This window comes from Pseudochelatococcus lubricantis (assembly GCF_011762225.1).
GTDB classification, from domain to species: domain Bacteria; phylum Pseudomonadota; class Alphaproteobacteria; order Rhizobiales; family Beijerinckiaceae; genus Pseudochelatococcus; species Pseudochelatococcus lubricantis.
Window position 1 is genome coordinate 42,429 of the sequence record NZ_JAASQI010000004.1, and the last position, 26,703, is coordinate 69,131.

At 66.6% G+C, this 26,703-nt stretch carries 26 protein-coding genes and 1 pseudogene; 15 read left to right on the top strand and 12 right to left on the bottom strand.

What is annotated here, in order from left to right; translation table 11 throughout:
* The first annotated feature begins 123 nt into the window (after positions 1 to 123).
* Positions 124 to 573 (top strand): RrF2 family transcriptional regulator, encoded by a 450-nt coding sequence (locus FHS82_RS09570; RefSeq protein WP_166951621.1) that lies wholly within the window; start codon positions 124 to 126, stop codon positions 571 to 573.
* Between the two features lie 67 nt (positions 574 to 640).
* On the opposite strand, the gene coaA is transcribed toward FHS82_RS09570, so the two are convergent.
* Genes coaA through hisB form a run of 7 tightly spaced genes read right to left on the bottom strand, consistent with a single transcriptional unit; the run spans position 641 to position 5,394 of the window.
* Positions 641 to 1,690, bottom strand: coding sequence for a type I pantothenate kinase (coaA, locus tag FHS82_RS09575; RefSeq protein ID WP_166952523.1), 1,050 nt, complete (start codon positions 1,688 to 1,690; stop codon positions 641 to 643).
* Positions 1,691 to 1,728: 38 nt separating this feature from the next.
* Positions 1,729 to 2,064, bottom strand: coding sequence for a phosphoribosyl-ATP diphosphatase (locus FHS82_RS09580; RefSeq protein ID WP_166951624.1), 336 nt, complete (start codon positions 2,062 to 2,064; stop codon positions 1,729 to 1,731).
* A 3-nt stretch (positions 2,065 to 2,067) separates the two neighbouring features.
* Positions 2,068 to 2,877, bottom strand: coding sequence for an imidazole glycerol phosphate synthase subunit HisF (gene hisF, locus FHS82_RS09585; protein ID WP_166951627.1), 810 nt, complete (start codon positions 2,875 to 2,877; stop codon positions 2,068 to 2,070).
* A complete protein-coding gene (gene hisA, locus FHS82_RS09590; protein WP_343042546.1) occupies positions 2,874 to 3,614 on the bottom strand; it encodes a 1-(5-phosphoribosyl)-5-[(5-phosphoribosylamino)methylideneamino]imidazole-4-carboxamide isomerase in 741 nt (246 codons plus the stop codon). The genes hisF and hisA overlap by 4 nt, the downstream gene beginning before the upstream one ends.
* A complete protein-coding gene (hisH, locus tag FHS82_RS09595; protein ID WP_166951633.1) occupies positions 3,602 to 4,252 on the bottom strand; it encodes an imidazole glycerol phosphate synthase subunit HisH in 651 nt (216 codons plus the stop codon). Before hisH ends, hisA begins: the two co-directional genes overlap by 13 nt.
* Entirely contained in the window at positions 4,249 to 4,794 is a 546-nt protein-coding gene (locus FHS82_RS21135) for a DUF2628 domain-containing protein (RefSeq protein WP_166951640.1), read from the bottom strand. Before FHS82_RS21135 ends, hisH begins: the two co-directional genes overlap by 4 nt.
* Positions 4,795 to 4,806: 12 nt before the next feature.
* A complete protein-coding gene (gene hisB, locus FHS82_RS09605; RefSeq protein WP_166951647.1) occupies positions 4,807 to 5,394 on the bottom strand; it encodes an imidazoleglycerol-phosphate dehydratase HisB in 588 nt (195 codons plus the stop codon).
* 157 nt (positions 5,395 to 5,551) lie between these two features.
* Between hisB and hslV the strand changes: the two genes are divergently transcribed.
* The gene (gene hslV, locus FHS82_RS09610; RefSeq protein WP_166951652.1) at positions 5,552 to 6,127 is read left to right on the top strand and encodes an ATP-dependent protease subunit HslV; all 576 of its coding nucleotides are present in this window, start codon (positions 5,552 to 5,554) and stop codon (positions 6,125 to 6,127) included.
* Positions 6,124 to 7,431 (top strand): ATP-dependent protease ATPase subunit HslU, encoded by a 1,308-nt coding sequence (gene hslU / locus FHS82_RS09615; RefSeq protein WP_166951671.1) that lies wholly within the window; start codon positions 6,124 to 6,126, stop codon positions 7,429 to 7,431. The genes hslV and hslU overlap by 4 nt, the downstream gene beginning before the upstream one ends.
* Before the next feature lie 276 nt (positions 7,432 to 7,707).
* Here the strand turns inward: hslU and FHS82_RS09620 are convergent, their stop codons facing one another.
* The gene (locus tag FHS82_RS09620) at positions 7,708 to 8,469 is read right to left on the bottom strand and encodes a DUF1045 domain-containing protein (RefSeq protein WP_246225261.1); all 762 of its coding nucleotides are present in this window, start codon (positions 8,467 to 8,469) and stop codon (positions 7,708 to 7,710) included.
* 141 nt (positions 8,470 to 8,610) lie between these two features.
* Between FHS82_RS09620 and FHS82_RS09625 the strand changes: the two genes are divergently transcribed.
* The 4 genes from FHS82_RS09625 to FHS82_RS09640 all read left to right on the top strand — a co-directional run bounded on the left by FHS82_RS09625 (position 8,611) and on the right by FHS82_RS09640 (position 12,873).
* Positions 8,611 to 8,904: a hypothetical protein gene (locus tag FHS82_RS09625; protein WP_246225263.1), complete on the top strand. Its 294-nt coding sequence runs from the start codon at positions 8,611 to 8,613 to the stop codon at positions 8,902 to 8,904.
* A gap of 136 nt (positions 8,905 to 9,040) precedes the next feature.
* The gene (locus FHS82_RS09630; protein WP_166951678.1) at positions 9,041 to 10,681 is read left to right on the top strand and encodes an OpgD/OpgG family glucan biosynthesis protein; all 1,641 of its coding nucleotides are present in this window, start codon (positions 9,041 to 9,043) and stop codon (positions 10,679 to 10,681) included.
* A 103-nt stretch (positions 10,682 to 10,784) separates the two neighbouring features.
* On the top strand, positions 10,785 to 11,879 hold the full coding sequence (locus FHS82_RS09635) for a CobW family GTP-binding protein (protein WP_166951683.1): 1,095 nt from the start codon (positions 10,785 to 10,787) through the stop codon (positions 11,877 to 11,879).
* A 4-nt stretch (positions 11,880 to 11,883) separates the two neighbouring features.
* A complete protein-coding gene (locus FHS82_RS09640) occupies positions 11,884 to 12,873 on the top strand; it encodes a WD40 repeat domain-containing protein (protein ID WP_166951687.1) in 990 nt (329 codons plus the stop codon).
* 75 nt (positions 12,874 to 12,948) lie between these two features.
* Here the strand turns inward: FHS82_RS09640 and FHS82_RS09645 are convergent, their stop codons facing one another.
* A complete protein-coding gene (locus FHS82_RS09645; protein ID WP_166951690.1) occupies positions 12,949 to 13,914 on the bottom strand; it encodes a 2-hydroxyacid dehydrogenase in 966 nt (321 codons plus the stop codon).
* Positions 13,915 to 13,922: 8 nt separating this feature from the next.
* On the bottom strand, positions 13,923 to 14,420 hold the full coding sequence (locus tag FHS82_RS09650; RefSeq protein WP_166951693.1) for a MarR family winged helix-turn-helix transcriptional regulator: 498 nt from the start codon (positions 14,418 to 14,420) through the stop codon (positions 13,923 to 13,925).
* A 272-nt stretch (positions 14,421 to 14,692) separates the two neighbouring features.
* On the opposite strand from FHS82_RS09650, the gene FHS82_RS09655 reads away from it, so the two are divergent.
* Positions 14,693 to 15,484 carry a creatininase family protein gene (locus FHS82_RS09655; protein WP_166951696.1) on the top strand — a complete coding sequence of 264 codons (792 nt, stop codon included), beginning with the start codon at positions 14,693 to 14,695 and terminating at the stop codon, positions 15,482 to 15,484.
* 11 nt (positions 15,485 to 15,495) lie between these two features.
* Here FHS82_RS09655 and FHS82_RS09660 read toward each other — a convergent pair whose 3' ends face one another.
* Positions 15,496 to 17,124, bottom strand: coding sequence for an OpgD/OpgG family glucan biosynthesis protein (locus FHS82_RS09660; RefSeq protein WP_246225264.1), 1,629 nt, complete (start codon positions 17,122 to 17,124; stop codon positions 15,496 to 15,498).
* Positions 17,125 to 17,808: 684 nt separating this feature from the next.
* On the opposite strand from FHS82_RS09660, the gene FHS82_RS09665 reads away from it, so the two are divergent.
* Together FHS82_RS09665 and FHS82_RS09670 are read left to right on the top strand one after the other, a co-directional pair.
* A complete protein-coding gene (locus FHS82_RS09665) occupies positions 17,809 to 18,939 on the top strand; it encodes a type III PLP-dependent enzyme (RefSeq protein WP_166951699.1) in 1,131 nt (376 codons plus the stop codon).
* Between the two features lie 122 nt (positions 18,940 to 19,061).
* A complete protein-coding gene (locus FHS82_RS09670) occupies positions 19,062 to 19,595 on the top strand; it encodes a GNAT family N-acetyltransferase (RefSeq protein WP_166951702.1) in 534 nt (177 codons plus the stop codon).
* 9 nt (positions 19,596 to 19,604) lie between these two features.
* Here FHS82_RS09670 and FHS82_RS09675 read toward each other — a convergent pair whose 3' ends face one another.
* Entirely contained in the window at positions 19,605 to 20,822 is a 1,218-nt protein-coding gene (locus tag FHS82_RS09675) for a lytic murein transglycosylase (RefSeq protein WP_166951705.1), read from the bottom strand.
* Positions 20,823 to 20,970: 148 nt separating this feature from the next.
* On the opposite strand from FHS82_RS09675, the gene FHS82_RS09680 reads away from it, so the two are divergent.
* The 5 genes and pseudogenes from FHS82_RS09680 (at position 20,971) to clpB (ending at position 26,660) form a co-directional block, all read left to right on the top strand.
* Positions 20,971 to 21,543 carry a DJ-1/PfpI family protein gene (locus tag FHS82_RS09680; protein ID WP_166951708.1) on the top strand — a complete coding sequence of 191 codons (573 nt, stop codon included), beginning with the start codon at positions 20,971 to 20,973 and terminating at the stop codon, positions 21,541 to 21,543.
* 235 nt (positions 21,544 to 21,778) lie between these two features.
* The gene (gene minC / locus FHS82_RS09685) at positions 21,779 to 22,537 is read left to right on the top strand and encodes a septum site-determining protein MinC (protein WP_377700209.1); all 759 of its coding nucleotides are present in this window, start codon (positions 21,779 to 21,781) and stop codon (positions 22,535 to 22,537) included.
* A 12-nt stretch (positions 22,538 to 22,549) separates the two neighbouring features.
* Positions 22,550 to 23,365, top strand: a complete 816-nt coding sequence (gene minD, locus FHS82_RS09690; RefSeq protein ID WP_166951713.1) for a septum site-determining protein MinD — start codon at positions 22,550 to 22,552, stop codon at positions 23,363 to 23,365.
* Positions 23,362 to 23,622: pseudogene (minE, locus tag FHS82_RS21140) on the top strand (cell division topological specificity factor MinE); the annotation flags it as partial. The gene minD and the pseudogene minE, both read left to right, overlap by 4 nt.
* A gap of 422 nt (positions 23,623 to 24,044) precedes the next feature.
* Positions 24,045 to 26,660: an ATP-dependent chaperone ClpB gene (clpB, locus tag FHS82_RS09700; RefSeq protein WP_166951719.1), complete on the top strand. Its 2,616-nt coding sequence runs from the start codon at positions 24,045 to 24,047 to the stop codon at positions 26,658 to 26,660.
* Positions 26,661 to 26,703 lie beyond the last annotated feature (43 nt).

Here is a 26,703-nt window from a genome sequence, read left to right on the forward strand (position 1 = left end):
ACCGACCGGTCCGGTTGCGTCGGCAAACCCGGCCGCCGGGCCTGGATGCGCATCGGGTCATCCTGCCGACACCGGGCGGACGCCATTCGCTGCAGCCAACATGAAAGCAAAAGACGGTTCGACATGCTGACGAAAAAGGGGAAATACGGTCTCAAGGCTGCTGTCCACCTGGCTACGCTTCCGCCGGGCACCTCCGCCCTCGTGGCGGATATCGCGGAAAGCAACAGCATCCCCAAGAAGTTCCTCGACGCCATTCTGGGCGAGCTGCGCAACGCCGGTTTTCTGCACAGCAAGAAGGGCAAGGGCGGCGGCTACATGCTGGCGCGCCCGCCGGAAACCATCATCGTCGGCGACATCATCCGCGTGCTCGACGGCCCGCTTGCGCCCCTTCCCTGCGCCAGCAAGACGGCCTACCGCCCCTGCGAGGACTGTCCGGACGAACAGATGTGCGCTGTGCGGCTGATGATGCTGGAAGTACGCGAATCGATCGCCCGCGTGCTGGACAACCGCAACCTCGCCGAAATGCGGGACATGCCGAAGGACGAGATGGAATCCTTCGTCTATCACATCTGATCGATCAGAATTCGCTCAAAATAAGGAACCGGGAATCTATCCTGTTTCAACGTAAACAGGATAGATTCTAAAGCCGCCGCAGCGCCACTTCCTCTATGCGGTGGCTGTCGCCCTTGCGCAGGATGAGGCTGGCGCGCTGGCGCGTGGGCAGGATGTTATCCCGCAGGTTGATGAGGTTGGTGCCGCTCCACAGTTCCTCCGCCGTCTGCCGCGCCTCCTCCTCCGGCACGTCGGCATGGCGGCGGAAGTAGGACTGCGGGTTGCGGAAAGCCGTCTTGCGCAGCCGCATGAACCGGTTCACATACCACTGGTGCAGCAGTTCCTCGTTGGCGTCGACATAGATCGAGAAGTCGAAGAAGTCGGAAACGAATGGCACTGCCCGCCCGTCGCGAGGCGGGCGCGCGGTCTGCAGCACGTTGAGGCCCTCGACGATGAGGATGTCCGGCCGGTCGACGGCGATTTCCTCACCCGGCACCACATCGTACGTCAGGTGCGAGTAGACGGGCGCGCGCACGTTGCGGGCGCCGGCCTTGATCGCGGACAGGAAGCGCAGCAGCGCCTGCATGTCGTAGCTTTCCGGAAAACCCTTGCGCTTCATGATGCCGAGGCGGTTCAGCTCCGCGTTCGGAAACAGGAAGCCGTCCGTCGTCACGAGCTGGACCTTGGGCGTGTTCGGCCAGCGCGCGAGCAACGCCTCCAGCACGCGCGCGGTGGTGGACTTGCCGGCCGCCACCGATCCCGCGATGCCGATGATGTAGGGAACCTTGCCGTCCTCCACGGCCAGGAAGCGCTCCGTCGCGCGGAAAAGCCCCTGCATGGCCGCGACATAGAGCGACAGCAGGCGCGAGAGCGGCAGGTAGATTTCCGCCACCTCCGACAGGGACAACTGGTCGTTCAGCGATTGCAGACGCACGAGTTCGTCGACGGTCAGCGTCATCGGCGTATCGGCACGCAGGCTCGCCCACTCGGCGCGGGTGAACACACGATACGGCGAGAGTTCGCCGTTCAGCGGCACGATGCCGCCGTCCGTCGCCGCGCCGGCGTCCACCGGAGCGGGTTGCGGCCGATCGAACGATTCCACCTGGTCGGGCAGCGCCCCACGGCCGGTTTCGCGCATGTTCATTCGTTTCGCTCCCCGAGGCTGGGGGTCAAACCCTACGCCCCACGTGACGCTTTTTCCGCAAGGCCCGATTGTGCTGTCCGTCTTTCAAGCTCGTTCAGCACATCCTGCAATGCAATATCCCGCGCGTGCAGCACAACCAGCAGGTGATAAAGCACATCCGCACTCTCGGAGACAAGGCCGTTGCGATCGTTCTCGACTGCGGCGATCACTGCCTCGACCGCTTCCTCGCCCAGCTTCTTGGCCGAGCGCCCCACGCCCGCCGCGACGAGCTTCGCGGTATAGGAAACATCCGGGCTTTCCTTGGCGCGCCGGGCTATGATGGCCTCAAGATCGCTCAGGCCGAAGGGCTTGTCTTGCCGGTCCGTCATCGTTCAGTTCCCGTTTCCCGCGATACCCGCTGCCAGGTGGTCGCGCCGCACCGCGAGCCCTGCCTGCGCCAGCGCATCCTTCGCCTGCGCGACTGTGAACTCGCCGAAGTGAAAGATGGAGGCGGCGAGCACCGCCGTCGCGTGGCCGTCGCGGATGCCCGCCACCAGGTGGTCGAGCGCGCCGACGCCGCCCGACGCGATCACCGGCACGGGCACGGCGTCCGCGATGGCGCGCGTGAGCGCGATGTCGTAGCCAGACTTCGTCCCGTCTCGGTCCATGGAGGTGACGAGCAGCTCGCCCGCCCCGAGTTCCACGACCTCCTCCGCGAAAGCGATGGCGTCGATGCCGGTCGCCTTGCGGCCGCCGTGGGTGAAGATTTCCCAGGCCGGCGCCTCGCCCTCCGCCGACACGCGCTTGGCGTCGATGGCGACGACGACGCATTGGCTGCCGAATTTCTCCGCCGCCTCGCGCACGAAGCGGCGATTGTTGACGGCCGCCGTGTTGATCGACACCTTGTCCGCGCCCGCGAGCAGCAGCGCCCGGATGTCCTCGACCTTGCGCACGCCTCCACCCACCGTGAGCGGGATGAAGCAGGCCTCGGCCGTGCGCCGCACCACGTCGAGCAGCGTGCCGCGGTCCTCGTGGCTTGCCGTGATGTCGAGGAAGCAGAGTTCGTCTGCCCCCGCCGCGTCATAGGCCCGCGCCGCCTCGACGGGGTCCCCCGCATCGCGCAGCTCCGTGAATTGCACGCCCTTGACCACGCGCCCGTCCTTCACGTCGAGACAGGGGATGATACGGTTCTTCAGCGTCATGCCGCCCTCTTCAGAAGCGCGATCGCCTCGCGCGGATCGAGCCGCCCGTCATAGAGCGCGCGGCCGGTGATCGCCCCTTCGAGAATGGTGCAGTCGGGCTCCAGCAGCCGCTCGATGTCCCTGATGGAACCGAGCCCGCCGGAGGCGATGACGGGAATGTTCACCGCCCGCGCCAGTGCCAGCGTGCTGTCGATGTTGAGGCCCTGCACCAGGCCATCGCGCGCGATGTCCGTGTAGATGATGGCTGCGACGCCCGCGTCCTCGAAGCGTTGGCCGAGTTCCTGCGCCGTCAGCTCCGACGTTTCCGCCCAGCCCTCGACCGCGACCTTGCCGTCCCACGCATCGATGCCGACCGCGACGCGGCCGGGGAAGCGGCGCGCGGCCTCACGCACGAAATCGGGATCGCGCACCGCCGCCGTGCCGATGATGACGCGCGTGACGCCCTTCGCGAGCCAGCCCTCGACAGTGGCGAGGTTGCGAATGCCACCGCCGAGCTGCACCGGAATGGACAGACGCGACAGGATGCCCTCCACCGCGGTCGCGTTGACCGGCTTGCCGGCGAAGGCGCCGTCGAGATCGACGACATGCAGCCAGGAAAAGCCCTGTTCCACAAAGATTTCCGCCTGCTCGGCCGGGTCGTCGTTGAAAACGGTGGCGCGGCTCATGTCGCCCTGCACGAGGCGCACGCAGCGGCCATCCTTCAGGTCGATTGCGGGAAACAGGATCACGGGCGCCACCTCAGGAAATTGGCGATGAGAGCGAGGCCGAGCGCCTGGCTCTTCTCGGGATGGAACTGCACGCCGGCAACGTTGCTGTGCGCTGCCGCCGCGGTCAGCGGGCCGGCATAGTCGGTCGTCGCGACGAGATCGGCGTCGTTCTCGGGATGCAGCGCATAGGAATGCACGAAATAGGCGTGCAGGCCGTCGGGCCCCGTCGGAATGCCGGCAAAGAGCGCGTGGTCATGGACGATATCCAGCGTGTTCCAGCCCATGTGCGGGATCTTCAGCGTCTCGTCGGCGGGCTCGATCAGCGTCACGTCGCCGGGAATCCAGCCGAAGCCTGGCGTTGTCACATATTCGAGACCGCGCGTGGCCAGCAGCTGCATGCCGACGCAGATGCCGAGGAACGGCCGGCCCCGGCCCGCCACCGCCTCCGTCAGCGCCTCGACCATGCCGGTTGCGGCATCGAGGCCCCGGCGGCAGTCGGCAAAGGCGCCCACCCCCGGCAGCACGATGCGCTCCGCCGCGCGGACCACGGCGGGATCGCCGGAGACGACGGCCGTCTCCGCCAGCCCCGCCTCACGCGCGGCACGTTCGAAAGCCTTGTGGACGGAATGCAGATTGCCAGACCCGTAATCGACAATAACGGTACTCAACGCGGTTCCTCCGCTGCGGGAAACAGCCCGATCACCTCGCCTTCGCGCGGTTCCCGCCCCGACGACGCATAGATATGGGCAGGCGGGCGCGGCTGCAATTGCGCGCCGGGCGGTTTCGCGGCCGGTGCGCCGGCGGCGTGCGATTCGCCGGCCTCCCGCTCGCCGAGCCAGATAGCGAAAGCCCGCCGCTCCGCCTCCTGCGCGCTGTCCGCCACGACAACGCCGCGCAGCGCGAGGCCGCGCCGCTCCAGCGTCAACCGGCGCAGATTGTTGGCCTCGAAAGCGAACAGCAGCACGAACAGGAGGCCCGCGATGCCCACCGCCGCCTCCGGCACGCCCGCCCATTCCAGCCCGAAGGAAAGCGCGAAGCTCAGCGCCAGAAAGCCGGCCGCGACGAGCCACAGCCGGTTCCACAGGCACCAGAGCAGCTGGAAGATCAGCGCGGCCCAGGAAAAGCCGTCCCGCACCACCTCCGCGCGCTCCAGCGCCAGCCGGTCGCCCGGCGACGCCCCCGCCGGCACATGAAACGTGTAGACAGCCATGACGCGCCCCCGTTACAGCGACCCTTTCGTCGAGGGAACGCGCTCGCCCTCGCGCGGGTCGACAGCCACCGCGTTGCGCAACGCCCGCGCCAGCCCCTTGAAGCTGCTTTCCGCGATGTGATGCGCATTCTCACCATACAGCGTTTCGACATGCAGCGTCAGCCCGGCGTTGATGGCGAAAGCCTGAAACCACTCGCGCACCAGCTCCGTGTCGAAATTGCCGATCTTTTCACGCCTGAACTCGGTGCGGAACACGAGAAACGGCCGGCCGGAGATGTCGAGGGCGACGCGCGTCAGCGTCTCGTCCATCGGGAGATGCACATCCGCGTAGCGCGTGATGCCCCGCTTGTCACCGAGCGCTTTGCGGAACGCCTCGCCGAGCGCGATGCCGGTATCTTCCACCGTGTGGTGCTGGTCGATGTGCAGGTCGCCCGTCACCTTTACCTTGAGATCGAAGAGGGCGTGGCGCGCCAGCAGATCCAGCATATGATCGAAAAAGCCCACGCCGGTGGTAATTTCCGCCCGTCCGGTGCCGTCCAGGTCGAGGCTGATGAAAACATCGGTTTCCTTGGTGCGGCGTTCCACGGTGGCGGCGCGCATGAAGCGGGGTCTCCTGTTCGGACGGGCATTCCTTGCCGCGCTTGTAGCAAGAGAAATCTCCCCGCGCCAGAGCGGCTTGCATGCACAGGTGTCCATTTACATTTTGCTTTGTAAAGAATCGGCATTACATGGACGCGAACAGAGAGGCATATCGTTCATGAATTCACTGAGTGACGGACAGTTTCACGCCACCACAATCCTCATGGTCCGGAAGGGCGGCCGTGTCGTCGTCGGTGGCGACGGGCAGGTCAGCCTCGGGCAGACCATCATGAAGGGCAATGCGCGCAAGGTGCGCCGGCTCGCCAATGGCAGCGTCATCTGCGGCTTCGCGGGGGCCACCGCCGACGCCTTCACGCTGTTCGAGCGGCTGGAGGCGAAGCTTGAGCAATATCCCGGCCAGCTGATGCGCGCCTGCGTCGAACTCGCCAAGGACTGGCGCACCGACCGCTATCTGCGCCGGCTCGAAGCCATGCTGCTGGTGGCGGACAGGCACGTCGGCCTGCTGATTTCCGGCACCGGTGACGTGCTGGAGCCCGAGGTGCGCGATAACGCCGCCATCATGGCCATCGGCTCGGGCGGCAATTACGCCCTGTCGGCGGCGCGCGCGCTGGCCGATTCGGCGCTCGACGCCGAGGAGATGGTGCGCCGCTCGATGGCGATCGCGGCCGAGATATGCGTTTACACTAACACCAGCCTCATCATCGAGGCACTGGATGAGGCAGAAAACTTATGAGCGCGTTTTCCCCCCGCGAGATCGTGTCCGAACTCGACCGCCACATCGTCGGTCAGCGCGAAGCCAAGCGCGCGGTCGCGATCGCCCTGCGCAACCGCTGGCGGCGCCAGCAGCTCACCGGCCATCTGCGCGACGAGGTACTGCCCAAGAACATCCTGATGATCGGCCCCACCGGCTGCGGCAAGACGGAAATCTCCCGCCGGCTGGCGAGGCTCGCGGGCGCGCCTTTCCTCAAGGTAGAGGCCACCAAGTTCACGGAGGTCGGCTATGTCGGCCGCGACGTCGAACAGATCGTGCGCGACCTCGCGGAGGTCGCCATCGGCCTGGTTCGCGAGGCCAAACGCAAGGACGTACAGGCCAAGGCCCAGATGACGGCGGAGGAGCGCGTGCTCGACGCCCTCGTCGGCACCAACGCCAGCCAGACCACGCGCGACGCCTTCCGCCGCAAGCTCAGGGCCGGTGAACTGGACGACAAGGAGATCGAGATCGAGGTGCAGACGCAGCCCGCCGGCCTGCCGATGTTCGACCTGCCCGGCATGCCCGGCGGATCCGTGGGCGCGATCTCGCTCGGCGACATCTTCGGCAAGCTCGGTGGCGGGCGCACGCGCAACCGCCGGCTCAACGTACGCGACGCCTACGAGCCGCTCGTGACGGAAGAGAGCGACAAGCTGCTCGACAACGACAGCATCGTGCAGGAGGCCATCCGCGAGACGGAGGAAAGCGGCATCGTCTTCCTCGACGAGATCGACAAAATCTGCGCCCGCGAGGGGCGTTCCGGCGCCGATGTCTCGCGCGAGGGCGTGCAGCGCGACCTGTTGCCGCTGATCGAGGGCACGACCGTCTCCACCAAGTACGGCCCGGTCAAGACGGATCACATTCTGTTCATCGCCTCGGGCGCATTCCACGTCGCCAAGCCGTCCGACCTGCTGCCGGAGCTGCAGGGCCGCCTGCCGATCCGCGTGGAACTCTCTCCGCTCAACGAGGACGACTTCCGCCGCATCCTCACCGAGACGGAGGCGAGCCTCATCAAGCAGTCCGTTGCGATGCTGGCGACAGAGGGCGTAACGCTCGTGTTCACGGAGGACGCCATCAACGCCATCGCCCGCGTCGCGGTGGAGGTGAATTCGTCCGTCGAGAACATCGGCGCCCGCCGCCTTCAGACCGTGATCGAGCGGGTGCTGGACGACATCTCCTTCACCGCCCCGGACCGCTCCGGCGAGACGGTGACCATCGACGGCGATTTCGTGCGCAACGGCGTCGGCGACCTGGCGAAGAATACCGACCTCAGCCGGTTCATTCTCTGAGGTCACACGGCCAGGGACGTTCCGCGATGCCCTGGAATCTGTCCTGTCTACGTTGAAACAGGACAGATTCCAGGTTCCTTATCTTGAGCCCGCGCGGCGTTTGAGCGTTGAAAAAGCGAATCTTTTTCTGCCGCCGGCACATGCTGGAGTGTTTCTGTCTTCAACAGAAACACTCTATAGCATTTCGACATTTCATTGAAACGCCGAAATTCTATAAGATTTTGATATTACACGCTTTCTTCACGCAAACCGGTATCCACTTTGCTTGAAAACGCTTTAGGCGAAGGGCGAGCGGGCGACCACGCGAAAGCGTTCGCTGCCGGTCTGCCGGTAGAGCGCCAGCGCTTCCACCGGCACGCGCGCCTGCCCGACATGCTCGCCGTAGAGCGCGGAGAGGCCGTTCAGCGCCTTTTCCACCTGCGCTTCCGGCACACGGCCCGTCAGCGTCATGTGGAAGCGGAAATCCTCGAACACATGCGGGTAGCCATAGGCCTTCAGGTAGCCGAGCTGGCGCTCGCTCAGCGCGTCCGGACAGCGCTTGGCGAACTCCTTGTCGGTCAGCGGCGCGCGGAACGGCTCCAGCGCCTCCACGGTGTCCCGCTCCAGCGCCTCCAGCGCGGGCGTGGGCTGTGATTCGGTGAGGGCGATGAACGCCCCCCCTTGCCGGTCCCCGATCGCCGTCACCTGCAGCGGGGGCAGGACGAAGCGCTGCCGGCCGGCGGAAAACGCCGCGAGCGCCGCGGCGAGCGATTCTTCCGTCTGCCCTTCCGCCAGACGGAAAGGCGCCTTGATGGTGGCGTGGAAGGCGTAGGCCCGCGGATCTGCGGTCAGCAGGCGCCACGAGGGGGCGTCGAAGCCCTCCGGCACGAGCTGGGGCACTTCCTCGCCGGTCGCACCGTCATAGCCCAGAACGGCGGAACCGAAACGCCACAAGGCGTCCGCCGGCTCCGGCGCGAAATAGACGGCGTATCGGGAAACGGGCTGCGCGCACATATCGACCTCATCCCTTTCGGTTATCGGCAATGCCGCGATCGTCAATCGGCCGTTCCGGCGCACACCGGTTGCGTGCGGCAGGCGGTTCGAAACGGAACGCATAGAAGCCACAGACGACATCCTTGCGTCAACCGGGGTATCGGGCTATCTGATCGGATGCATCGTTTGTCCGGGAAGGATATCCCCTTGGCCGAATCCGCCGTTTCCCCGTCTGGCCAGAGCAATGGGCCGATCAACAACCGTCCGAACAGCAAACTCGGCCTCAGGAGCCTGGTCACCGTCGTGAGCACGATCGTCCTCGTCGCGACGGAGTTTATCGCCCTCGGCGTTGCCGCGGGCTGGGCTGTCGCGGGCCTGCTCGAACTCGGCAACGCTTTCGAATACGTCCTCATGACGGCCTTCGGCCTCATCGGCCTGTGGGCGACCGTGCGCTTCGCCCGCGGCGCGTGGCGGCTGGAGGCCGAGCACCAGCACACCTGAAAATCCCCCGCCTGCGCGCGAAACGCGCGGCGCAATGCCTTCATTGCGCCTGAATGTTTTCTATCCTCGGCGCCTCCCGCCGCATTTCCGCGAGCATTCCCCGGACGTTACCGCCCATCAGGAAATCGCCCCCACGATGATCAGCCGCCGCGCCCTTCTTTCCGCCGCCCTCGCGACCGCCGCCCTCTCCCGCACGGGTTTCGCCCCGCCCGCGCTGGCGCAATCGGGCCTCAGGCTCGGCCAGCCCGCTGCCTTCTCCTTCGACGCGCTGATCGAGCGGGCACGCAGCCTCGCCGCGCAGTCCTACGCGCCGCCGCCCGCACAGGACAGCGCCATCCTCGACGCGCTCGACTACGCGGCGCATGGCCAGATCCGCTTCAATACCGACGCGGCGCTGTTCGCCGATCCCGACCGCTTTCCCCACAGCCGGTTCCCGATCACCTTCTTCCATCTCGGCACCTTCTTCCGCCTGCCGGTGCATATGTTCGTCGTCGACGGGGGCGAGGCGCGGGAGGTGCTCTACGACCCCGCCTATTTTGACATGCCGGCCGACAGCCCGGCGCGCAAGCTGCCGCCGGATGCGGGCTTCGCCGGCTTCCGCTTTCAGGAGAGCCGGCTCGGCGACCAGAACAAATTGGACTGGCGCAAGAACGATTGGGTCGCCTTCCTCGGCGCATCCTACTTCCGTGCCATCGGCGAGTCCTTCCAGTATGGCCTTTCGGCGCGCGGCGTGGCGCTCGATGTCGCCGTGCCCGGCCGGGCGGAGGAGTTCCCCGCCTTCACGCAGTTCTATTTCGATACGCCAGAAGCCGATTCTACCGCTGTCACTGTCCATGCCCTGCTCGAAGGGCCGAGCATCGCCGGAGCGTTCCGCTTCGAGATGACTCGTGAGGCCGCAGGGCCACAGGCAGGCGTGCTGATGAACATCGACAAGGCCCTGTTCCTGCGCCGGGATGTCGCACGCCTTGGCATCGCGCCGCTCACGTCCATGTACTGGTATTCGGAAACGGCCAAGAAGACCGCTGTCGACTGGCGGCCTGAAATCCACGACTCCGACGGCCTTGCGCTGTGGACGGGGGCTGGCGAGCGCATCTGGCGGCCGCTCAACAATCCCGCCGTCACCACCGCGTCCGCCTTCGCGGACGAAGCGCCGCGCGGCTTCGGCCTGTTGCAGCGCGACCGCCTGTTCGACCATTATCAGGACGGTGTGCATTACGAGCGCCGCCCCAGCGCCTGGGTGGAGCCGCTCGACAACGCGGAACAGGGTTCCTCGAAACAGGGTTCCTGGGGCCGGGGCGCGGTGCAACTCATCGAAATCCCGACCGACGACGAAATTCACGACAACGTCGTCGCCTTCTGGGTGCCGGAGGCGCCGGCGCGGGCGGGCGACAGCTATCGCTTCCGCTACCGGCTGCACTGGCGCGACAGCGATCCCTATCCCTCGCCGCTCGCCCATGTCGTCGCCACGCGGCTCGGCAACGGCGGGCAGCCCGGCCTGCCGCGCCCCAGGGGCGTGCGCAAGTTCATGGTGGAGTTTCTCGGCGGACCGCTGACGGAACTGCCTTTCGGCGTCAAGCCGGAGGCGGTGCTCTGGGCCTCGCGCGGCGCCTTCTCCTACGTGTTCACGGAGGCGGTGCCCGACGACGTGCCCGGCCACTGGCGCGCGCAGTTCGACCTCACGGTGGAAGGCACGGAACCGGTGGAGATGCGCCTCTTCCTGCGCGCCGGCGACAGGACGCTGTCGGAGACGTGGGCGTTCCAGTACCATCCGTTCTGACGGACGGTTTCTTTTTTGCGGCTTTCATTTTTTCCGGTTTGAACAATATAACATTCTCGGCAAAAATGATTGAACGCGCCGGGGCGCGTTTGCGGAGCTTTCCATGAGCGACAAGATTTCCAGCGACAAGATTCCCGTCACCGTGCTCACGGGCTATCTGGGCGCCGGCAAGACCACCTTGCTGAACCGTATCCTCTCCGAAGAGCATGGACGCAAATATGCCGTCATCGTCAACGAGTTCGGCGAGATCGGCATCGATAACGACCTCGTCGTCGGCGCTGACGAGGAGGTGTTCGAGATGAACAACGGCTGCATCTGCTGCACCGTTCGCGGCGACCTCATCCGCATCATCGAGGGCCTGGTGAAGCGGCGCGGCAAGTTCGACGCCATCATCGTGGAGACGACGGGCCTCGCCGACCCCGCGCCCGTCGCGCAAACCTTCTTCGTCGACCAGGACGTGGCGGCGCGCACGAAGCTCGACGCCGTCGTGACAGTCGCCGACGCCAAGTGGCTGAGCGAACGCCTCAAGGACGCGCCCGAGGCCAAGAACCAGATCGCCTTCGCCGACGTCATCCTGCTCAACAAGACGGATCTCGTGACGCCGGAGGAACTGGAGGAGGTGGTCGGCCGCATCCGCGCCATCAACCCCTACGCGCGCCTGCACAAGACGCAGCGCGCCGCCGTGCCGCTGGCCGAGGTTCTGGAGCGCAACGCCTTCGACCTCGACCGCATTCTGACGCTCGAACCCGCCTTCCTCGAAGAAGACGATCACGACGGGCACGACCACCATCATCACGACCATGAGCATGGCGAGAACTGCGGTTGCGGCCACGATCACCATCATGAGCATGAGCACGCGCACGGCCACCATCACCACGGCGGCCTGAAGCACTATCACGACGAGCACATGCAGTCGGTATCCATCGTCATTCCGGGCGACGTGAACCCCGACAGGTTCCTGCCGTGGGTCAACGATCTCGTGCAGCGCGACGGGCCGAACATCCTGCGCTCGAAGGGCATCCTTTCCTTCCGCGGCGAGCCGCGCCGCTTCGTGTTCCAGGGCGTGCACATGATCATCGAGGGCGATCTACAGCGCGAATGGAAGCCGGACGAGAAACGCGATTCACGTATCGTGTTCATCGGCCGCGATCTCGACGAAAAAGCTATCCGCGAGGGCTTCCTCGCCTGCGCGGCGTGATCCGATGACGAGCGCGGTCTCATTGCTCGACAAGGTCGCCGGCTTCGAGGCCGGCGCTCACGTCACCGGCGTCCGCTGGCTCGACGGGACGGCCGCCTTCGCGCTCGGCGACGGCGGGGTGTTGCTCGACCGCGCCGGCGAGCGCCGGCGCGTGGAGGCGCATCCCGACGCCGGCGCCCTCGTCGTCGCGCAGGCGGGCAAGCGCCTGCTCACCGGCGGGGACGACGGCCGCATCGCGGCCACCGCCGCCGACGGCACGGTGGAGACGCTGGTCGACGAGAAGGGCCGCTGGATCACGGCGCTCACCGCCCGCGACGACGGCGCCTTTGCCTGGGCCACGGGCAAGCGGGTCAGCGCGCGGGATGCAAAGGGCCGCGAGGCCGCGACAGAGGTGCCGGCCACCGCGCAGGGGCTGGCCTTCGCGCCGAAGGGCTTCCGCCTCGCCATCGCACATTACAACGGCGTGACCTTGTGGTTTCCCGCCGTCGAAAACGGCACCGAACAGCTGATGTGGAAGGGCTCCCACCTCGATATCACGGTCTCGCCGGACGGACATTACGTCGTCACTTCCATGCAGGAAAACACGCTGCACGGCTGGCGGCTGGCGGACGGCAAGGACATGCGGATGGCGGGCTATCCGGCCAAGACGCGCTCGCTGAGCTGGTCGCATGACGGCGAGTGGCTCGCGACCTCCGGCGCGGAGGCGGCCATCGTCTGGCCCTTCGCCAAGGGCGGCCCCATGGGCAAGCCCCCCCGCGAATGCGGCGTGCGCCCCGCCGTCGTCACGCAGGTCGCCTTCCACCCCACCGCGCTCGTGCTGGCGGCGGGCTATGCGGATGGCGCGGCGATGATCATAAGGCTGACCGACGCGGCGGAACTGATGGTGCGCACGGCGGACGAGGCGCCTGTGACCGCCCTCGCGTGGGACCGCAAGGGCACAAGGCTCGCCTTCGGCACCGAAGACGGCGAGGCGGGCATCCTCACCCTGCCCTAGAATCTGTCCTGTTTACGTTGAAACAGGACAGATTCCGGATTCCTTACTCTGAGCGAATTCTGATCGGAACGCGCTTCAGGACTTCGGAGGCACCGGCGTTTCCGGCACCGGCGTGAGCGGCCCCTTGCCGGCGAACCACGATTGCAGGTTGTCCACAACTAGTTGCCCCATGGCGTCGCGCGTATGGACGGAGGCGGAGCCGACATGGGGCAGAAGCACCGCACGGTCGAGATCGATCAGCGCCTGCGGCACGCGCGGTTCGTCGGCGAAGACATCGAGCCCTGCGGACAGGATCGCGCCCTGCTCCAGCGCCGCGATCAGCGCCACCTCGTCGACGACGCTGCCCCGGCCGATGTTGACCAGCACGCCGTCGCTGCCCAGCGCCGCCAGCACCTCCGCGTCGACGGCATGGCGCGTGCCCTCGCCGCCCGGCGTGGCGACGATGAGCACATCCGCCTCCCCCGCGAGCCCCTTCAGGCTGTCGACATAGCGGAAGGGAACGTCCGTGCGCGGCTGGCGGTTGTGGTAAAGGATGGTCACGCCGAAGGCGGCAAGACGCTCGGCGATGGCGAGGCCGATACGGCCGAGCCCGAAGATGCCGACGGTGCGCCCGCGCAGCGTCGCGGTGAACGGAAACGGCTTCTCCAGCCATTTTCCGGCGCGCAGGTAACGGTCCGCCTGCGGAATCTGCCTGATAGTGGCGAGCAGCAGGCCGACGGCGAGGTCCGCGACCTCGTCCGTCAGCACGTCCGGCGTGTTGGTGACGACGACGCCCCGCCGCGCGGCGGCGCGCGCATCGATGTTGTCGTAGCCGACACCGAAACCGGCGACGATCTCAAGGTTGGGCAGAGCCCCGACGAACGCCGCGTCGACCGGCAGGCCATTGGCCACCGCGACGCCGCGCACGATCGGCGCGTGCTCCGCCAGCCATTCCTCCCGGTTCGCGATGTCGCGCAGCCGGTGAACCGTGAACGCGCGGTCGAGCGCCGCCTCGGCGGAGGGCACAAGGCGCCCGACCAGTACAATATCGATATCCGTCATGGGGGTCCCTATTCGACGATGTCGTCGACATCTTCCCCGTCAGTTTCGATGTCCTCGTCGGCATCGTCAAGAGCCTGCAGCCCGGCGAGATTGCGGGCCGCCTTGCGCAGCAGCTTGCGCAGGCGCTTGCGTTCCTTGTTGTCGAAGTCGTCGAGCAGTTCGTTCTCGACTTCTGTCCACAGCTTATCGATGGCGATGGCCCGGATTGCCCCTTCCTCCGTCAGCCGCACGATGACGATGCGGGCGTCGCCCGGCTCCGCGATGCGTTCGACGAGCCCCTGCGCCGCGAGGCGGGCGATGGTCTTCGAGGCCGTCGGCGGCTTGACGCGCAGGATATGCGCCAGCTCCCCCATGGTCATGGTATCGACGGTGGACAGGGCCTGCAAAACCTGCTCCTGTCCCGGGAACAGGCCGAGCGCCGCCAGCCTCTCGCCGATGCGCGTGCGGTGCAGCCGCGCGGCATGGACGAGTGCCCATCCGACGCTCTTGGCGACCGGGTGTTTCATCGTCCCTTCCTCCTCGTGTCAGGGCAAGCCCCTGCTATGGAACATCTTTGACCCGGAAGCGGATCAGGATTGTCGAGGCGCCGGCATTGTCGAGCGATTCGCGATGCCCCGGCGGCACGTCCAATGCGGCCGGACGAACACAATGCACCTGTCACCTGCCAGTGCTACCGTGAGATAGGTTGCCGTCGAAATAATGCATGCCTTCTTATGACGCAGCAATGACAAATTGCGTGACACAAGATACGGATCACGAAATATCAGGGACTTTTCCAATGCTTCCTTCGAGCCAATGGACATATCTGACCACCGGCGATTTCAAGCGCGAGGCGATCGGCAAGGCGATCGCCGTTCTGCCGGTGGCCGCCGTCGAGCAGCACGGGCCGCACCTGCCGCTGGGCACGGACGTCTTCATCATGGAAGGCTATCTGGCCCACGTTACCGCCGTGCTCGATGCCGACACCCCGGCCCTTGTCCTGCCGGTGCAGCCCGTTGGCCTGTCGAACGAGCATCTCGCCTTCAAGGGCACGCTGACACTGCAGCCGGAGACCGCCATCCGCGTGTGGACGGAAATCGGCGAAAGCCTGCACCGGTCCGGCTGCCGCAAGCTGGTGATCGTCAGCTCTCACGGCGGCAACTCGCCGGTCATGGATATCGTCGCGCGCGACCTGCGCGTACGCTTCGGCATGGTCACAGCGACAGTTTCCTGGCAAAGATTCGGCTATCCGGAGGGCCTTTTCGATCCGGAGGAAATCCGCCACGGCATCCACGGCGGCGATATCGAGACATCGCTGATGCTCGCCTTCCGTCCCGATCTCGTCCGCATGGACAAGGCGGCCGACTTCCCTTCACGAAACATTGAACTGGCTAAGCGGTATCGGCACCTCAACGCCGCGCGGCCTGCCGGCCTCGGCTGGATGGCGGACGATCTCAATCCGACGGGTGCCATCGGAAACGCGGCGCTCGCCACGCGCGAGAAGGGCGAGGCGGCGGCGGCGCACGGCGCGCGCGCCTTCGTCGAGCTGCTGCGCGAGGTGCGCTCCTTCGAATGGCGTGAGACGCCCTGATCGCCGGCGGATCAGCGCGCCGTCCAGGGGTGGATCCACGTCTCGGTCAGCGCCCGCCCGCCTGCCCGCAGGAAGGCGCGGATATCCACCGTCTCGCCAGGCGGAACGGCGACGTCGATACCCGCGCGGAAGCCGTTGATCTTGGCATTACTGGACAGGAAGGTGCGCACGACCTGCCCCTTCGAGACGGAGGCATCGATGGTGACGCTGGCGGGGTCGAGCGCGTAATAGGCCAGATCGTTGCCGGCAAAGTCGACCAGGAAGCGGCGCGTGCCGGGCAACACGGCCTCGGTGGAGCCCGCCGCCTTGGGCTTGCCCTGATAGGTGTTGACGGCGCGCCCGCCCGGATGCAGCCCCTCCGCGTCCGCCACGGCGCGGATGCGGTAGCGGTAGACGAGGGTCTGCCCCGGCTGGGGCTTGGCGTCGGGTACCCAGAAGGCCACGATGTTGTCGTTCGTCTCGTCGTTGGTGGGGATTTCGAGCAGCTCGACATGCCCGGGCCCCCAGTCGCCCACCGGCTCCACCCAGTAGCCGGGCCGCAGCTCGTAATGCAGATCGATGTCCTGATAGTGCTCGAAATTCCGGTCGCGCTGAAGCAGGCCGAAGCCGCGGATGTTCTTGTCGATGAAGGAGGAGCGCGCCTGTTCGGGCGGGTTGCGCAGGGGGCGCCAGATCCATTCGCCCGAGCCGGCATGCACCAGCAGCCCGTCCGAATCGTGCAGTTCCGGCCGGAACTCGTCGAGGAAGCGCCGGTCGTTCTCGCCGACGAAATACATCGATGTCAGCGGCGCCACGCCCAGCCACTCGATCGGCTGGCGCACGAACAGCGTCGCCGTCACGTCGACCACCGTTTCCTCGCCGGGGTAGACGAAGAACTGGAACGCCCCCGTCACGGATGCGCTGTCGAGCAGGCCGAGCACGGTGACGCGCTCCGCGCCCGGGCCGGGATTATCGATCCAGAAGGCGCGGAAGAACGGAAACTCCTCCTGCGCGCCCGCGTTGACCGCAAGTCCGCGTGCCGAGAGGCCGTATTGCTGGCCGCGCCCGAGAAAGCGGAAGTAGCTCGCCCCCAGAAACGAGATCAACTCGTCGAGCACATGCGGATTATTAAGTGGATAATGCAGTCTGAAGCCGGCAAAGCCGAGGTTGACGGGCAGTTCGCTGTCGAGCTTCACGCCGCCCATGTCGAATAGCTGCGGCGAATAGGGCACCGGCGTCGGCACGCCGTCGCGGATGATGCTGACCGTCACCGGGCGCCGGAAGAGGAAGCCAAGGTGGAACATCTGCAGCCGGAACGGCCCGCCCCCGGAGCCGAGCAGCGCCTTGTCGGGCCGGAAACGGATGTTGCGGTAGGCGTCGAAATCGAGGTTGGCGACTCCCTCCGGCAGCGGCGGCACATGGTCGTCGAAGGCGACGGCCGCCAGCTCGCGGGCGCGTTGCACCACATCCTCATAGCCGAAACGCGCCACCTGCGGCGTCTCCTCCCCGGCGGCATCGGCCGGCGGCGTCTGTGCGAAGCCCATGCCCGCCGGCTGCACGAGTGCCGCGGAAGCCGCAAGCGTGGCCGCGAGGCTTTTCAGCACGCCGCGCCGGGAAAGCGGCGACTGGCCTGAGGACCGAAACATGGAGGGGCGAGACATGAGGCGTCCTTCTCGGTGTTCGCTGGCAAACTATGCGCGTCGGTGGCGTCTGGCACACGATAATGGCGACATAGCGGAGCCTTACCGGCTTTCACGAAAAATGGTTAACGCTTCGTGTGCCCACTCATGCGTCAACCGCATGCCTGAAATGCAGCACGTCGATGCTTTCCCGTGCATAACAGCCGCAACATTGCTTGAGAATCATCAAGAATGGCCCTATATGTCGGCTTGCCCAATTTCGCACGTGCCTGTGGTCGCGTGCCGGTTGGCGGGTCGCCGGACAAGAGGCCGGTTTTCTCGCCCGTGGCGTGGGGAGTTTGCGTTCCCACGTTCATCGACCGACCGGCAGCCGGAGGCGAAAACCGGCCCACCCTGCTCTCCCGCAGGGGACGGGACTTAAAGCAACGACGGAACGGGCTTTTTTGGTCTCTGCCAGCTTTCCACAGGCTGGTGGCGGTTCACCGAAGAGGCTTGTCCATCATTGCCAGGCGTGCGGTCGGGTTTTTCCCTTCCAATCCAAGGCAGCCAGTCGGGTTGTTGCTGATGCGCAACCCGGGCGTGTTCGGTCTGTATCGTTTTGTGTCTCCACAGCACAACGACGTGAGCGGCCGTCTGCGCATTTGCCGGGCTCCAGATATCGCTGGTGCCCCTGTCGACCTTGAGAGCACGTGTTAGGGAAATACAATGACCGACCGCATTCGCGAATTTCTCCGCAACCGACGTGAAGACGGCCCGTGCCTCGTGGTCGATCTCGACGTGGTGCGCGACAACTACCTTGCCTTCGCCCACGCCCTGCCGGATACGCGCGTCTTCTACGCCGTCAAGGCGAACCCCGCTCCGGAGGTGCTGAAGCTGCTCGCCTCGCTCGGCTCGTGCTTCGACACCGCGTCGGTGGCCGAGATCGAGATGGCGCTCGCCGCCGGCGCGACGCCCGACCGCATCTCCTTCGGCAACACCATCAAGAAGGAGCGCGATGTCGCGCGTGCCTTCGAGCTTGGCATCCGCCTCTACGCCGTCGACTGCGAGGCCGAGGTCGAGAAGGTGGCGCGCGTCGCCCCCGGCTCGCGCGTGTTCTGCCGCATCCTGTGCGACGGCGCCGGCGCGGAATGGCCGCTGTCGCGCAAGTTCGGCTGCGATCCGTCGCTGGCCGTGGGCGTGCTTGAGCATGCGCACCGGCTTGGCCTTGAGGCTTACGGCGTCTCCTTCCACGTGGGTTCGCAGCAGCGCAACCCGCGCGCGTGGGACCAGGCGCTCGCCTCCGCCGCCGGCATCTTCCGCGACTGCGCGGAACGCGGCATCGGCCTGTCGATGGTCAACCTCGGCGGTGGTTTCCCGGCGAAGTACCTCAACGACATTCCGGCGGTCGAGGCGTACGGCTCGTCGATCTTCGACTCGCTGCGCGCGCATTTCGGCAACGCGATCCCCGAGACGATCATCGAGCCGGGCCGCGGCATGGTCGGCAACGCCGGCGTGATCGAGGCGGAAGTGGTGCTGGTGTCGCGCAAGAGCGCGGACGACGTGGTGCGCTGGGTTTACCTCGACATCGGCAAGTTCGGCGGCCTCGCCGAGACCATGGAAGAAGCGATCCGCTACCCGATCCGCACGGAGCGGGATGGCGATACCCTGGAGGATTGCATCCTCGCCGGGCCGACCTGCGACTCCGCCGACGTGCTCTATGAGAAGACGCCCTATCCGCTGCCGGTCAGCCTTGCCATCGGCGACAAGGTGCTGATCGAGGGCGCGGGCGCCTACACCACCACCTATGCGGCGGTGGCGTTCAACGGCTTCCCGCCGCTGAAGGCCTATCACATCTGATCGCGCCTTCCGGAGGGAGGGCGCAATCCGTTCGCCGGTCGCACCCGACCGGCGAATTTTCTCAACAATCATATCGTTTTTCCGGCTGCCCGGCCTTCGGCCCGGGCGGGGAGGAACTTGCCATGTTCGCCATTCGTGAGGAAATACCCGCCGATGTCGCCGGGCGCGAAGCCCTGCTTGACGTCTGCTTCGGTGCGAACCGCTTTGCCAAGACCAGCGAGCGGCTGCGCGACGGCCGCCTGCCGGCCGAAGGACTGTCGCTCTCCGCCCTGACCGACGGCTGCCTGATCGGCACCGTGCGGCTGTGGCACATCTCGGCCGGCCTGGACCGCCCGGCCCTTCTGCTCGGCCCGCTCGCTGTCGATCCCACCTGCCAGGCCGGCGGCGTCGGCAGCGCGTTGATGCGCGAGGCCATCGACAGCGCCGCCCGCCTCGGCCACGACGCCATCCTGCTGGTGGGCGATGCGCCCTACTATGCCCGCTTCGGCTTCAGCGCCGGGAAGACGGCCGCCCTGTGGATGCCCGGGCCGTTCGAGCGCCACCGTTTCCTGGCGCTGGAACTCGCGCCGGATGCGCTGAAGGGCGCCCGCGGTGTCATCCGCGCCACCGGCGCGCAGGCGCCCGTCCCGGCCGTCGCCATTCCGCGGGCTGCGTAAACCGCCGCCTCACCGCCCGCCGAGCGCCCGGTACACCTTGGTGCCGGCGCGCCCGGTCTGCTGCATGCCGAGCTGGCGCTCGACGTCCATGATGGCGTCGCGCGTCACCGGGCCGATCTTGCCGTCCGCATCGCCGATGGCGTAGCCCTTCGCCAGCAACAGCTTTTGCAGGTGGAGGCGCTGCGCGCGGGTGAGGCCGGGGTCGTCCGTGGGCCACGGCGTGCGCAGCGGCGGATAGCCGGCGAGGCGATCCGCCAGATGCGAGATGGCGAGCGCGTAGGACTCCGCCTGATTATACGAATAAATCGCATCGAAGTTGCGGAACACGAGGAAGCCCGGCCCCCGGCCGCCGGCCGGCAGCAGGAGACCTGCCTCCCCGCCGCCGGTCAGCGGACGTCCATCGGCGCGGGTGACGCCCCGCCGCGACCAGTCGGCGATGGCGGCCCGGTTGCGCCGTCCCGTCGGCCCGCTGTAGCCGGCCGGCACCTTCACCTCGATCATCCACGGCTCGCCCGTGCGCCAGCCCGCCCGCTTGAGATAGTTGGCGGTGGACCCCAGCGCATCCGGCACGGAGCTGACGAGATCGCGCCGCCCGTCGCCATCGAAGTCCACGGCGAGACGCTGGTAGGTGCTGGGAATGAACTGCGTCTGGCCGAAGGCGCCGGCCCATGAGCCGTAGAGCTTGTTCAGCTCCAGATCGCCGCGGTCGACGAGCTTGAGCGCCGCGATGAGTTCGCCGCGCCAGAAATCCCGGCGCCGCCCGCCCTCGCACACCAGCGTCGCAAGCGCATGCGGCAGAAAACTGTCGCCGGCCTCACGGCCGAAATCCGTCTCCACGCCCCACACGGCGGCGATCACGTGCCTGTCGACGCCGAACTGCCGCTCGGCGGCCCGCAGCACGCTGTCGTAGCGGCGCATCATCGCCTGGCCGTCGGCGACCCGCTGGTCATCGACGAGAAAGCCGAGATAGTCCCAGATCGGCGTCTTGAATTCCGGCTGCACTTTGGAAAGACGCAGCACCTTCTCGTCCGGCGCACTGATGTCGAGCGCTCGCGACACCACCGCCCGGCTGATGCCCGCTTTCGCCGCCGCGTCCCTCAGGTTGGCGACGCAGGCGGAAAAATTGGCGGACGCCGGCGAGGCCGTGACCGCCATAACCGCCATCGCGCCCGCCAGCGCCATGACCGCGCCTGCCGGCGAGCGGCGCCCTTCGAACCTGTCCCGCATGCGTGCCTCCATCACGAATCCTTTTCCATGCTGCGTGTCGTTAAAGTGTGGCGCGGATCATCGGAGAAATTCGATAACGTTTCGTCTACCATATGCGCATGCGCCGGGCCGCGGGCCTGTGGGCGTGTGTCAACAGGAGGAAAGTCCGATGTCCAGAAAGCTGCTGTTCCTCGTCGGGGACTATGTCGAGGACTACGAAGTTCAGGTGCCGTTTCAGGCGCTTGCCGCCGTCGGCTATGAAGTGCATGCGGTGACGCCCGGCAAGAAGCCCGGCGAGAGCGTGAAAACCGCCATTCACGATTTCGAGGGCGCGCAGACCTACAGCGAGAAGCCCGGCCACAACTTCACGCTGAACGCCGATTTCGCGAAGGTTAATGCAGACGACTACGCCGGCCTCGTCATCCCCGGCGGCCGGGCGCCGGAATACCTGCGGCTCGATCCCGCCGTCATCGCGCTGGTGAAGGCCTTCTCCGGCAAGCCCGTCGCGGCCGTCTGCCACGGCGCGCAGATCCTGACGGCGGCCGACGTCATCCGCGGCAAGCGCGTCTCCGCCTATCCCGCCTGCCGTCCCGAAGTGGAACAGGCCGGAGCGACCTATGCCGAGATCGCCGTAACGGAGGCGGTCACCGACGGCCTGCTGGTCACCGCCCCGGCGTGGCCCGCCCATCCGGCGTGGATCGCCCAGTTTCTCGCCGTGCTCGGGGCGAAAATAGAGCTGTGACGCGGCCTCAGCCGCGCGGATAACGGAACGGGAGACGATGTCTCCCGTTTCATCTTTGTCAACAGATGGTAAGCGGCGACGGCTCACTTTTCTGCCCTGCGTTAACCAAGTGGTAACCATACTACCGCCAAATGTTAACAGCGCAGAAACCTGAAGAAGTTCCGTGACAGACACAGCCATTTCCTCTCCCAGCGCCGCTTCCGGCAGCCCGGCCCCGAAGTCGCAGCGCCCCACCATCCGCTTCCGCGGACGCTCGTTTCTGGCGCTGATGCTGTCGCCAGAGGCGCCGCTCGACATCTGGCTGGAAGAACTCTCCAGCCTGATCGACCGCTCGCCCGGCTTCTTCGGTGCGCGTGCCGTCATCCTCGACGTCTCGAATCTCGACCTCGACAGGGAAGGGCTCGCCGATCTCCTCGCGCGCCTCAACGAACGCCGCATCCAGGTGATGGGCATCGAGGGCGCGAAGGAATCATGGCTCGGGCCGGGCTTTCCGCCGCTGGTGCGCGGCGGAAAGCAGGTGAACGAGGTCGACATCCCCGCACCCCGGGAAGAGGCGCCTGCGGCGGCGAAGCCGAGGGCGGAAAGCGCGCCGCCCGCCCCCGCGCCGGAGCCCGCGAACACGGCGCACAACGCCGCTCCCATCGCCATCGCGGAAGAGACGATCCGCCCCTCCCTGCTGGTGGATCGCCCGGTGCGCTCCGGGCAGTCGATCGTTTATCCGCAGGGCGATGTCACCATCATCGGTTCGATCGCCTCGGGGGCGGAGGTGATCGCCGGCGGCTCGATCCACGTTTACGGCGCCCTGCGCGGGCGGGCGCTCGCGGGCTGTGCCGGGCATGCTTCCGCGCGCATCTTCTGCGGCAAGCTCGAGGCCGAGCTGGTCGCCATCGATGGCCTCTACAAGACGGCGGAGGTTCTCGATTCACAATTTCACGGACAGGCCGTTCAACTGTGGCTGGAGGGCGACGCGATCAAGATCGCGCCCCTGAACTGAGAGGGAAAAGAAATGACCAAGGTTCTGGTCGTGACATCGGGTAAAGGCGGCGTCGGCAAGACGACCTCCACGGCCGCCCTCGGAGCGGCGCTGGCGCAATCGGGCCAGAGCGTCGTCGTCATCGACTTTGACGTCGGCCTGCGCAATCTCGATCTGGTGATGGGCGCGGAACGGCGCGTCGTCTATGATCTCATCAATGTCGTGCAGGGCGAGGCCAAGCTCGCGCAGGCCCTCATCCGCGACAAGCGGGTCGAGACCCTGTCGCTGCTGCCCGCCTCCCAGACCCGCGACAAGGACGCGCTGACGGAAGAAGGCGTCGACCGGGTGATCGACGAGCTGCGCAGCAAGTTCGACTGGGTCATCTGCGACAGCCCCGCCGGCATCGAGCGCGGCCCCACGCTCGCCATGCGCCACGCCGACATCGCCGTCGTCGTCACCAATCCGGAAGTGTCGTCGGTGCGCGACTCGGACCGCATCATCGGTGTCCTCGACTCGAAGACGCTGAAGGCCGAGCGCGGCGAGCGGGTTGACAAGCACCTGCTGCTCACGCGCTACGATCCGGTGCGCGCCGAGCGCGGCGAGATGCTCAAGGTCGAGGACGTGCTGGAAATCCTCTCGATCCCGCTGATCGGCATCATCCCGGAAAGCGACGAAGTGCTGCGCGCCTCGAACCTCGGCACGCCGGTGACCATCAGCAACCCGACCAGCGCACCCGCACGCGCCTATCTCGACGCCGCCCGCCGGCTGCGTGGCGAGACCGTGGAGATGACCATCCCCAGCGACAAGCGGGGCCTGTTCAACAAACTGTTCGGACGGAGGGCAGCATGAGTTTCTTCAAACTGTTCAACCGCCGCTCCTCCGCGCCCGTCGCGCGGGAAAGGCTGCAGATCCTGCTCGCCCACGAGCGCATCTCGACCGGCCAGTCCGACCTCGTCGCCGTGCTGCGCGAGGAAATCCTGGCCGTCATCGCCAAGCACATCCAGCTCGACAGCGACAAGGTGAAGGTGACGATGGACCGCGGCAACGCCGTCTCCACCCTTGAGGTCGATATCGAGATCCCCTCGCATATCGCGCCGCCCGCCGCCAGGGACGCCGCGAAGAAGGACGCTGATGCGCCGGCGGCCAGGAACGCGCAGGGCGGCACGTCGAAACCCGCTGCCAAGGCGGTCTCGGACACCAAGACGGCCTCGGGCGCCCTGCCCCGCTCGGCGAGCGCCTGAAGGCCGGGCATCCCTCCCGGCCCGGTCCGTCGCGCCAAAGGCTTCTGCCGGAGAGGAAATTTATCGCACCACCTCGTCGCACTCCTCTTGTTGTTGCACCCCCGCAACACCTACATGAGCCTCATGATCGGTTGACGCCGATCAGTGTTTTCAGCACCGTGCGGTTGCCAACTGGAACCGCGTGGAGGACATTCGACGCGGGATGCCTTGCCGGGCCAGGCGCCCTGCGGAGCGAAAAGCTCCGGAGAGCCAAGTGACGGTCGGCATTGCCGAGAGGAGCGCGATTGATGAACATCGACAAGTATACCGACCGTGTGAAAGGCTTTCTGCAATCGGCCCAGTCGCTGGCGCTGCGCGAGAACCACCAGCAGTTCATGCCCGAGCATCTGCTGAAGGTGCTGCTCGACGACAACGAGGGCCTTGCCGCCGGCCTGATCGACCGCGCGGGCGGTCAGTCGCGGCTGGCGCTGCAACAGACCGAACAGGCGCTTGCGAAGCTGCCGAAGGTGCAGGGCGGATCGGGGCAGATTTACTTGTCGCCGGGCCTTGCGCGCGTGTTGGACACCGCCGAGAAGGCGGCGGAAAAGGCAGGCGATTCATATGTCACGGTCGAGCGGCTGCTGCTCGCGCTTGTGGTGGAGAAGGATACCGAGGCCGGCAAGGCGCTGGCGCAGGCGGGCGTGACCCCGCAGAATCTGAATGCGGCCATCGAGGCCCTGCGCAAGGGGCGCACCGCCGACAACGCTTCCGCCGAAAATGCCTATGACGCCCTCAAGAAGTACGCCCGCGACCTGACGGCCGCCGCGCGCGAGGGCAAGCTCGACCCGGTGATCGGCCGCGACGAGGAAATCCGGCGGGCCATCCAGGTGCTGTCGCGCCGCACCAAGAACAACCCGGTGCTGATCGGCGAGCCGGGCGTCGGCAAGACGGCCATCGTCGAGGGGCTGGCGCTGCGCATCGTCAATGGCGACGTGCCGGAGAGCCTCAAGGACAAGCAGTTGCTCGCGCTCGACATGGGCGCACTCATCGCCGGCGCGAAGTATCGGGGCGAGTTCGAGGAGCGCCTGAAGGGCGTGCTCAACGAGGTGCAGGCGGCGGAAGGCAACATCATCCTGTTCATCGACGAGATGCACACGCTGGTGGGGGCGGGCAAGTCCGACGGCGCGATGGATGCCTCGAACCTGCTGAAGCCCGCGCTGGCGCGTGGCGAACTCCACTGCATCGGCGCGACCACGCTCGACGAGTACCGCAAGCATGTCGAGAAGGATCCGGCGCTGGCGCGGCGCTTCCAGCCCGTCTTCGTCTCCGAGCCCACGGTCGAGGATACCGTCTCCATCCTGCGCGGCCTGAAGGAAAAGTACGAGCAGCACCACGGCGTGCGCATCCAGGACTCAGCGCTGGTTGCGGCGGCGACGCTGTCGAACCGCTACATCACCGACCGCTTCCTGCCGGACAAGGCCATCGACCTCGTCGATGAGGCGGCCGCGCGGCTGCGCATGCAGGTGGACTCCAAGCCCGAGGAACTCGACTCCATCGACCGCGAGATCGTGCGCCTGAAGATCGAGGCCGAGGCGCTCAAGAAGGAGCAGGACGCCGCCTCCAAGGACCGGTTGGCGCGGCTGGAGAAGGAACTCGCCGGGCTTGAGGAGCGTTCGTCCGCCCTCACCTCCAGATGGCAGGCGGAGAAGGACAAGCTCGGCCGCGCCGCGAGCCTCAAGAAGCAGCTCGACGAAGCCCGCAACGAACTCGCCATCGCCCAGCGGCAGGGCCAGTACCAGCGCGCCGGCGAACTGGCCTACGGCATCATTCCCGGGTTCGAAAAGGAATTGCAGGAGATCGAGGCCCACGCCGGCAAGGAAAGCGCGGTACGCGAGGAAGTGACGCCCGACAACGTGGCGCAGGTCGTCTCGCGCTGGACGGGCGTGCCCGTCGACCGCATGCTGGAAGGCGAGCGCGAGAAGCTGCTGCGGATGGAAGAGGTGCTGTCGAAGCGCGTCGTCGGCCAGGAGGAGGCTGTGATCGCCGTCTCCACCGCCGTGCGGCGCGCGCGGGCCGGCCTTCAGGACCCCAACCGCCCCATCGGCTCGTTCATGTTCCTCGGCCCCACGGGCGTCGGCAAGACGGAGCTGACCAAGGCGCTCGCCACCTTCCTGTTCGACGACGAGACGGCGATGGTGCGCATGGACATGTCTGAATACATGGAGAAGCACTCGGTCGCGCGGCTCATCGGCGCCCCTCCCGGCTACGTCGGCTATGAGGAAGGCGGTGCGCTGACGGAAGCGGTGCGGCGCCGGCCCTATCAGGTCGTGCTGTTCGACGAGGTTGAGAAGGCGCATCCGGACGTGTTCAACGTGCTGCTGCAGGTGCTCGACGACGGGCGGCTGACGGACGGACAGGGCCGCACGGTCGACTTCCGCAACACGTTGATCATCATGACGTCGAACCTCGGCGCGGAGTATCTGGTGGCGCAGAAGGCGGGCGAGGATACGGAAGCCGTGCGCGAGGAAGTCATGTCCGTCGTGCGCGCCCACTTCCGGCCGGAGTTCCTCAACCGCGTCGACGAGATCATCCTGTTCCACCGCCTGAAGCGGGAGCAGATGAACGCCATCGTCGACATCCAGCTTCAGCGGCTCGCCCGCCTGCTGGAGGAGCGCAAGATCACGCTCGACCTCGACGAAAGCGCCCGCGACTGGCTCGCCGAGCGCGGCTACGACCCCGCCTATGGCGCGCGCCCGCTGAAGCGCGTGATCCAGAAGAACGTGCAGGATCCGCTGGCGGAGCTGATCCTGAGCGGCAAGATCAAGGACGGCGAGACGGTACCCGTCACCGCGGGCCCCCTTGGCCTGGTCATCGGCGACGTTGCGGTATCGGTCGAGCGCCCGCCGAATACTGCGCTGAACTGATCCAACCATGAGAAACCGGGAAGCGGCATCCGCTTCCCGGTTT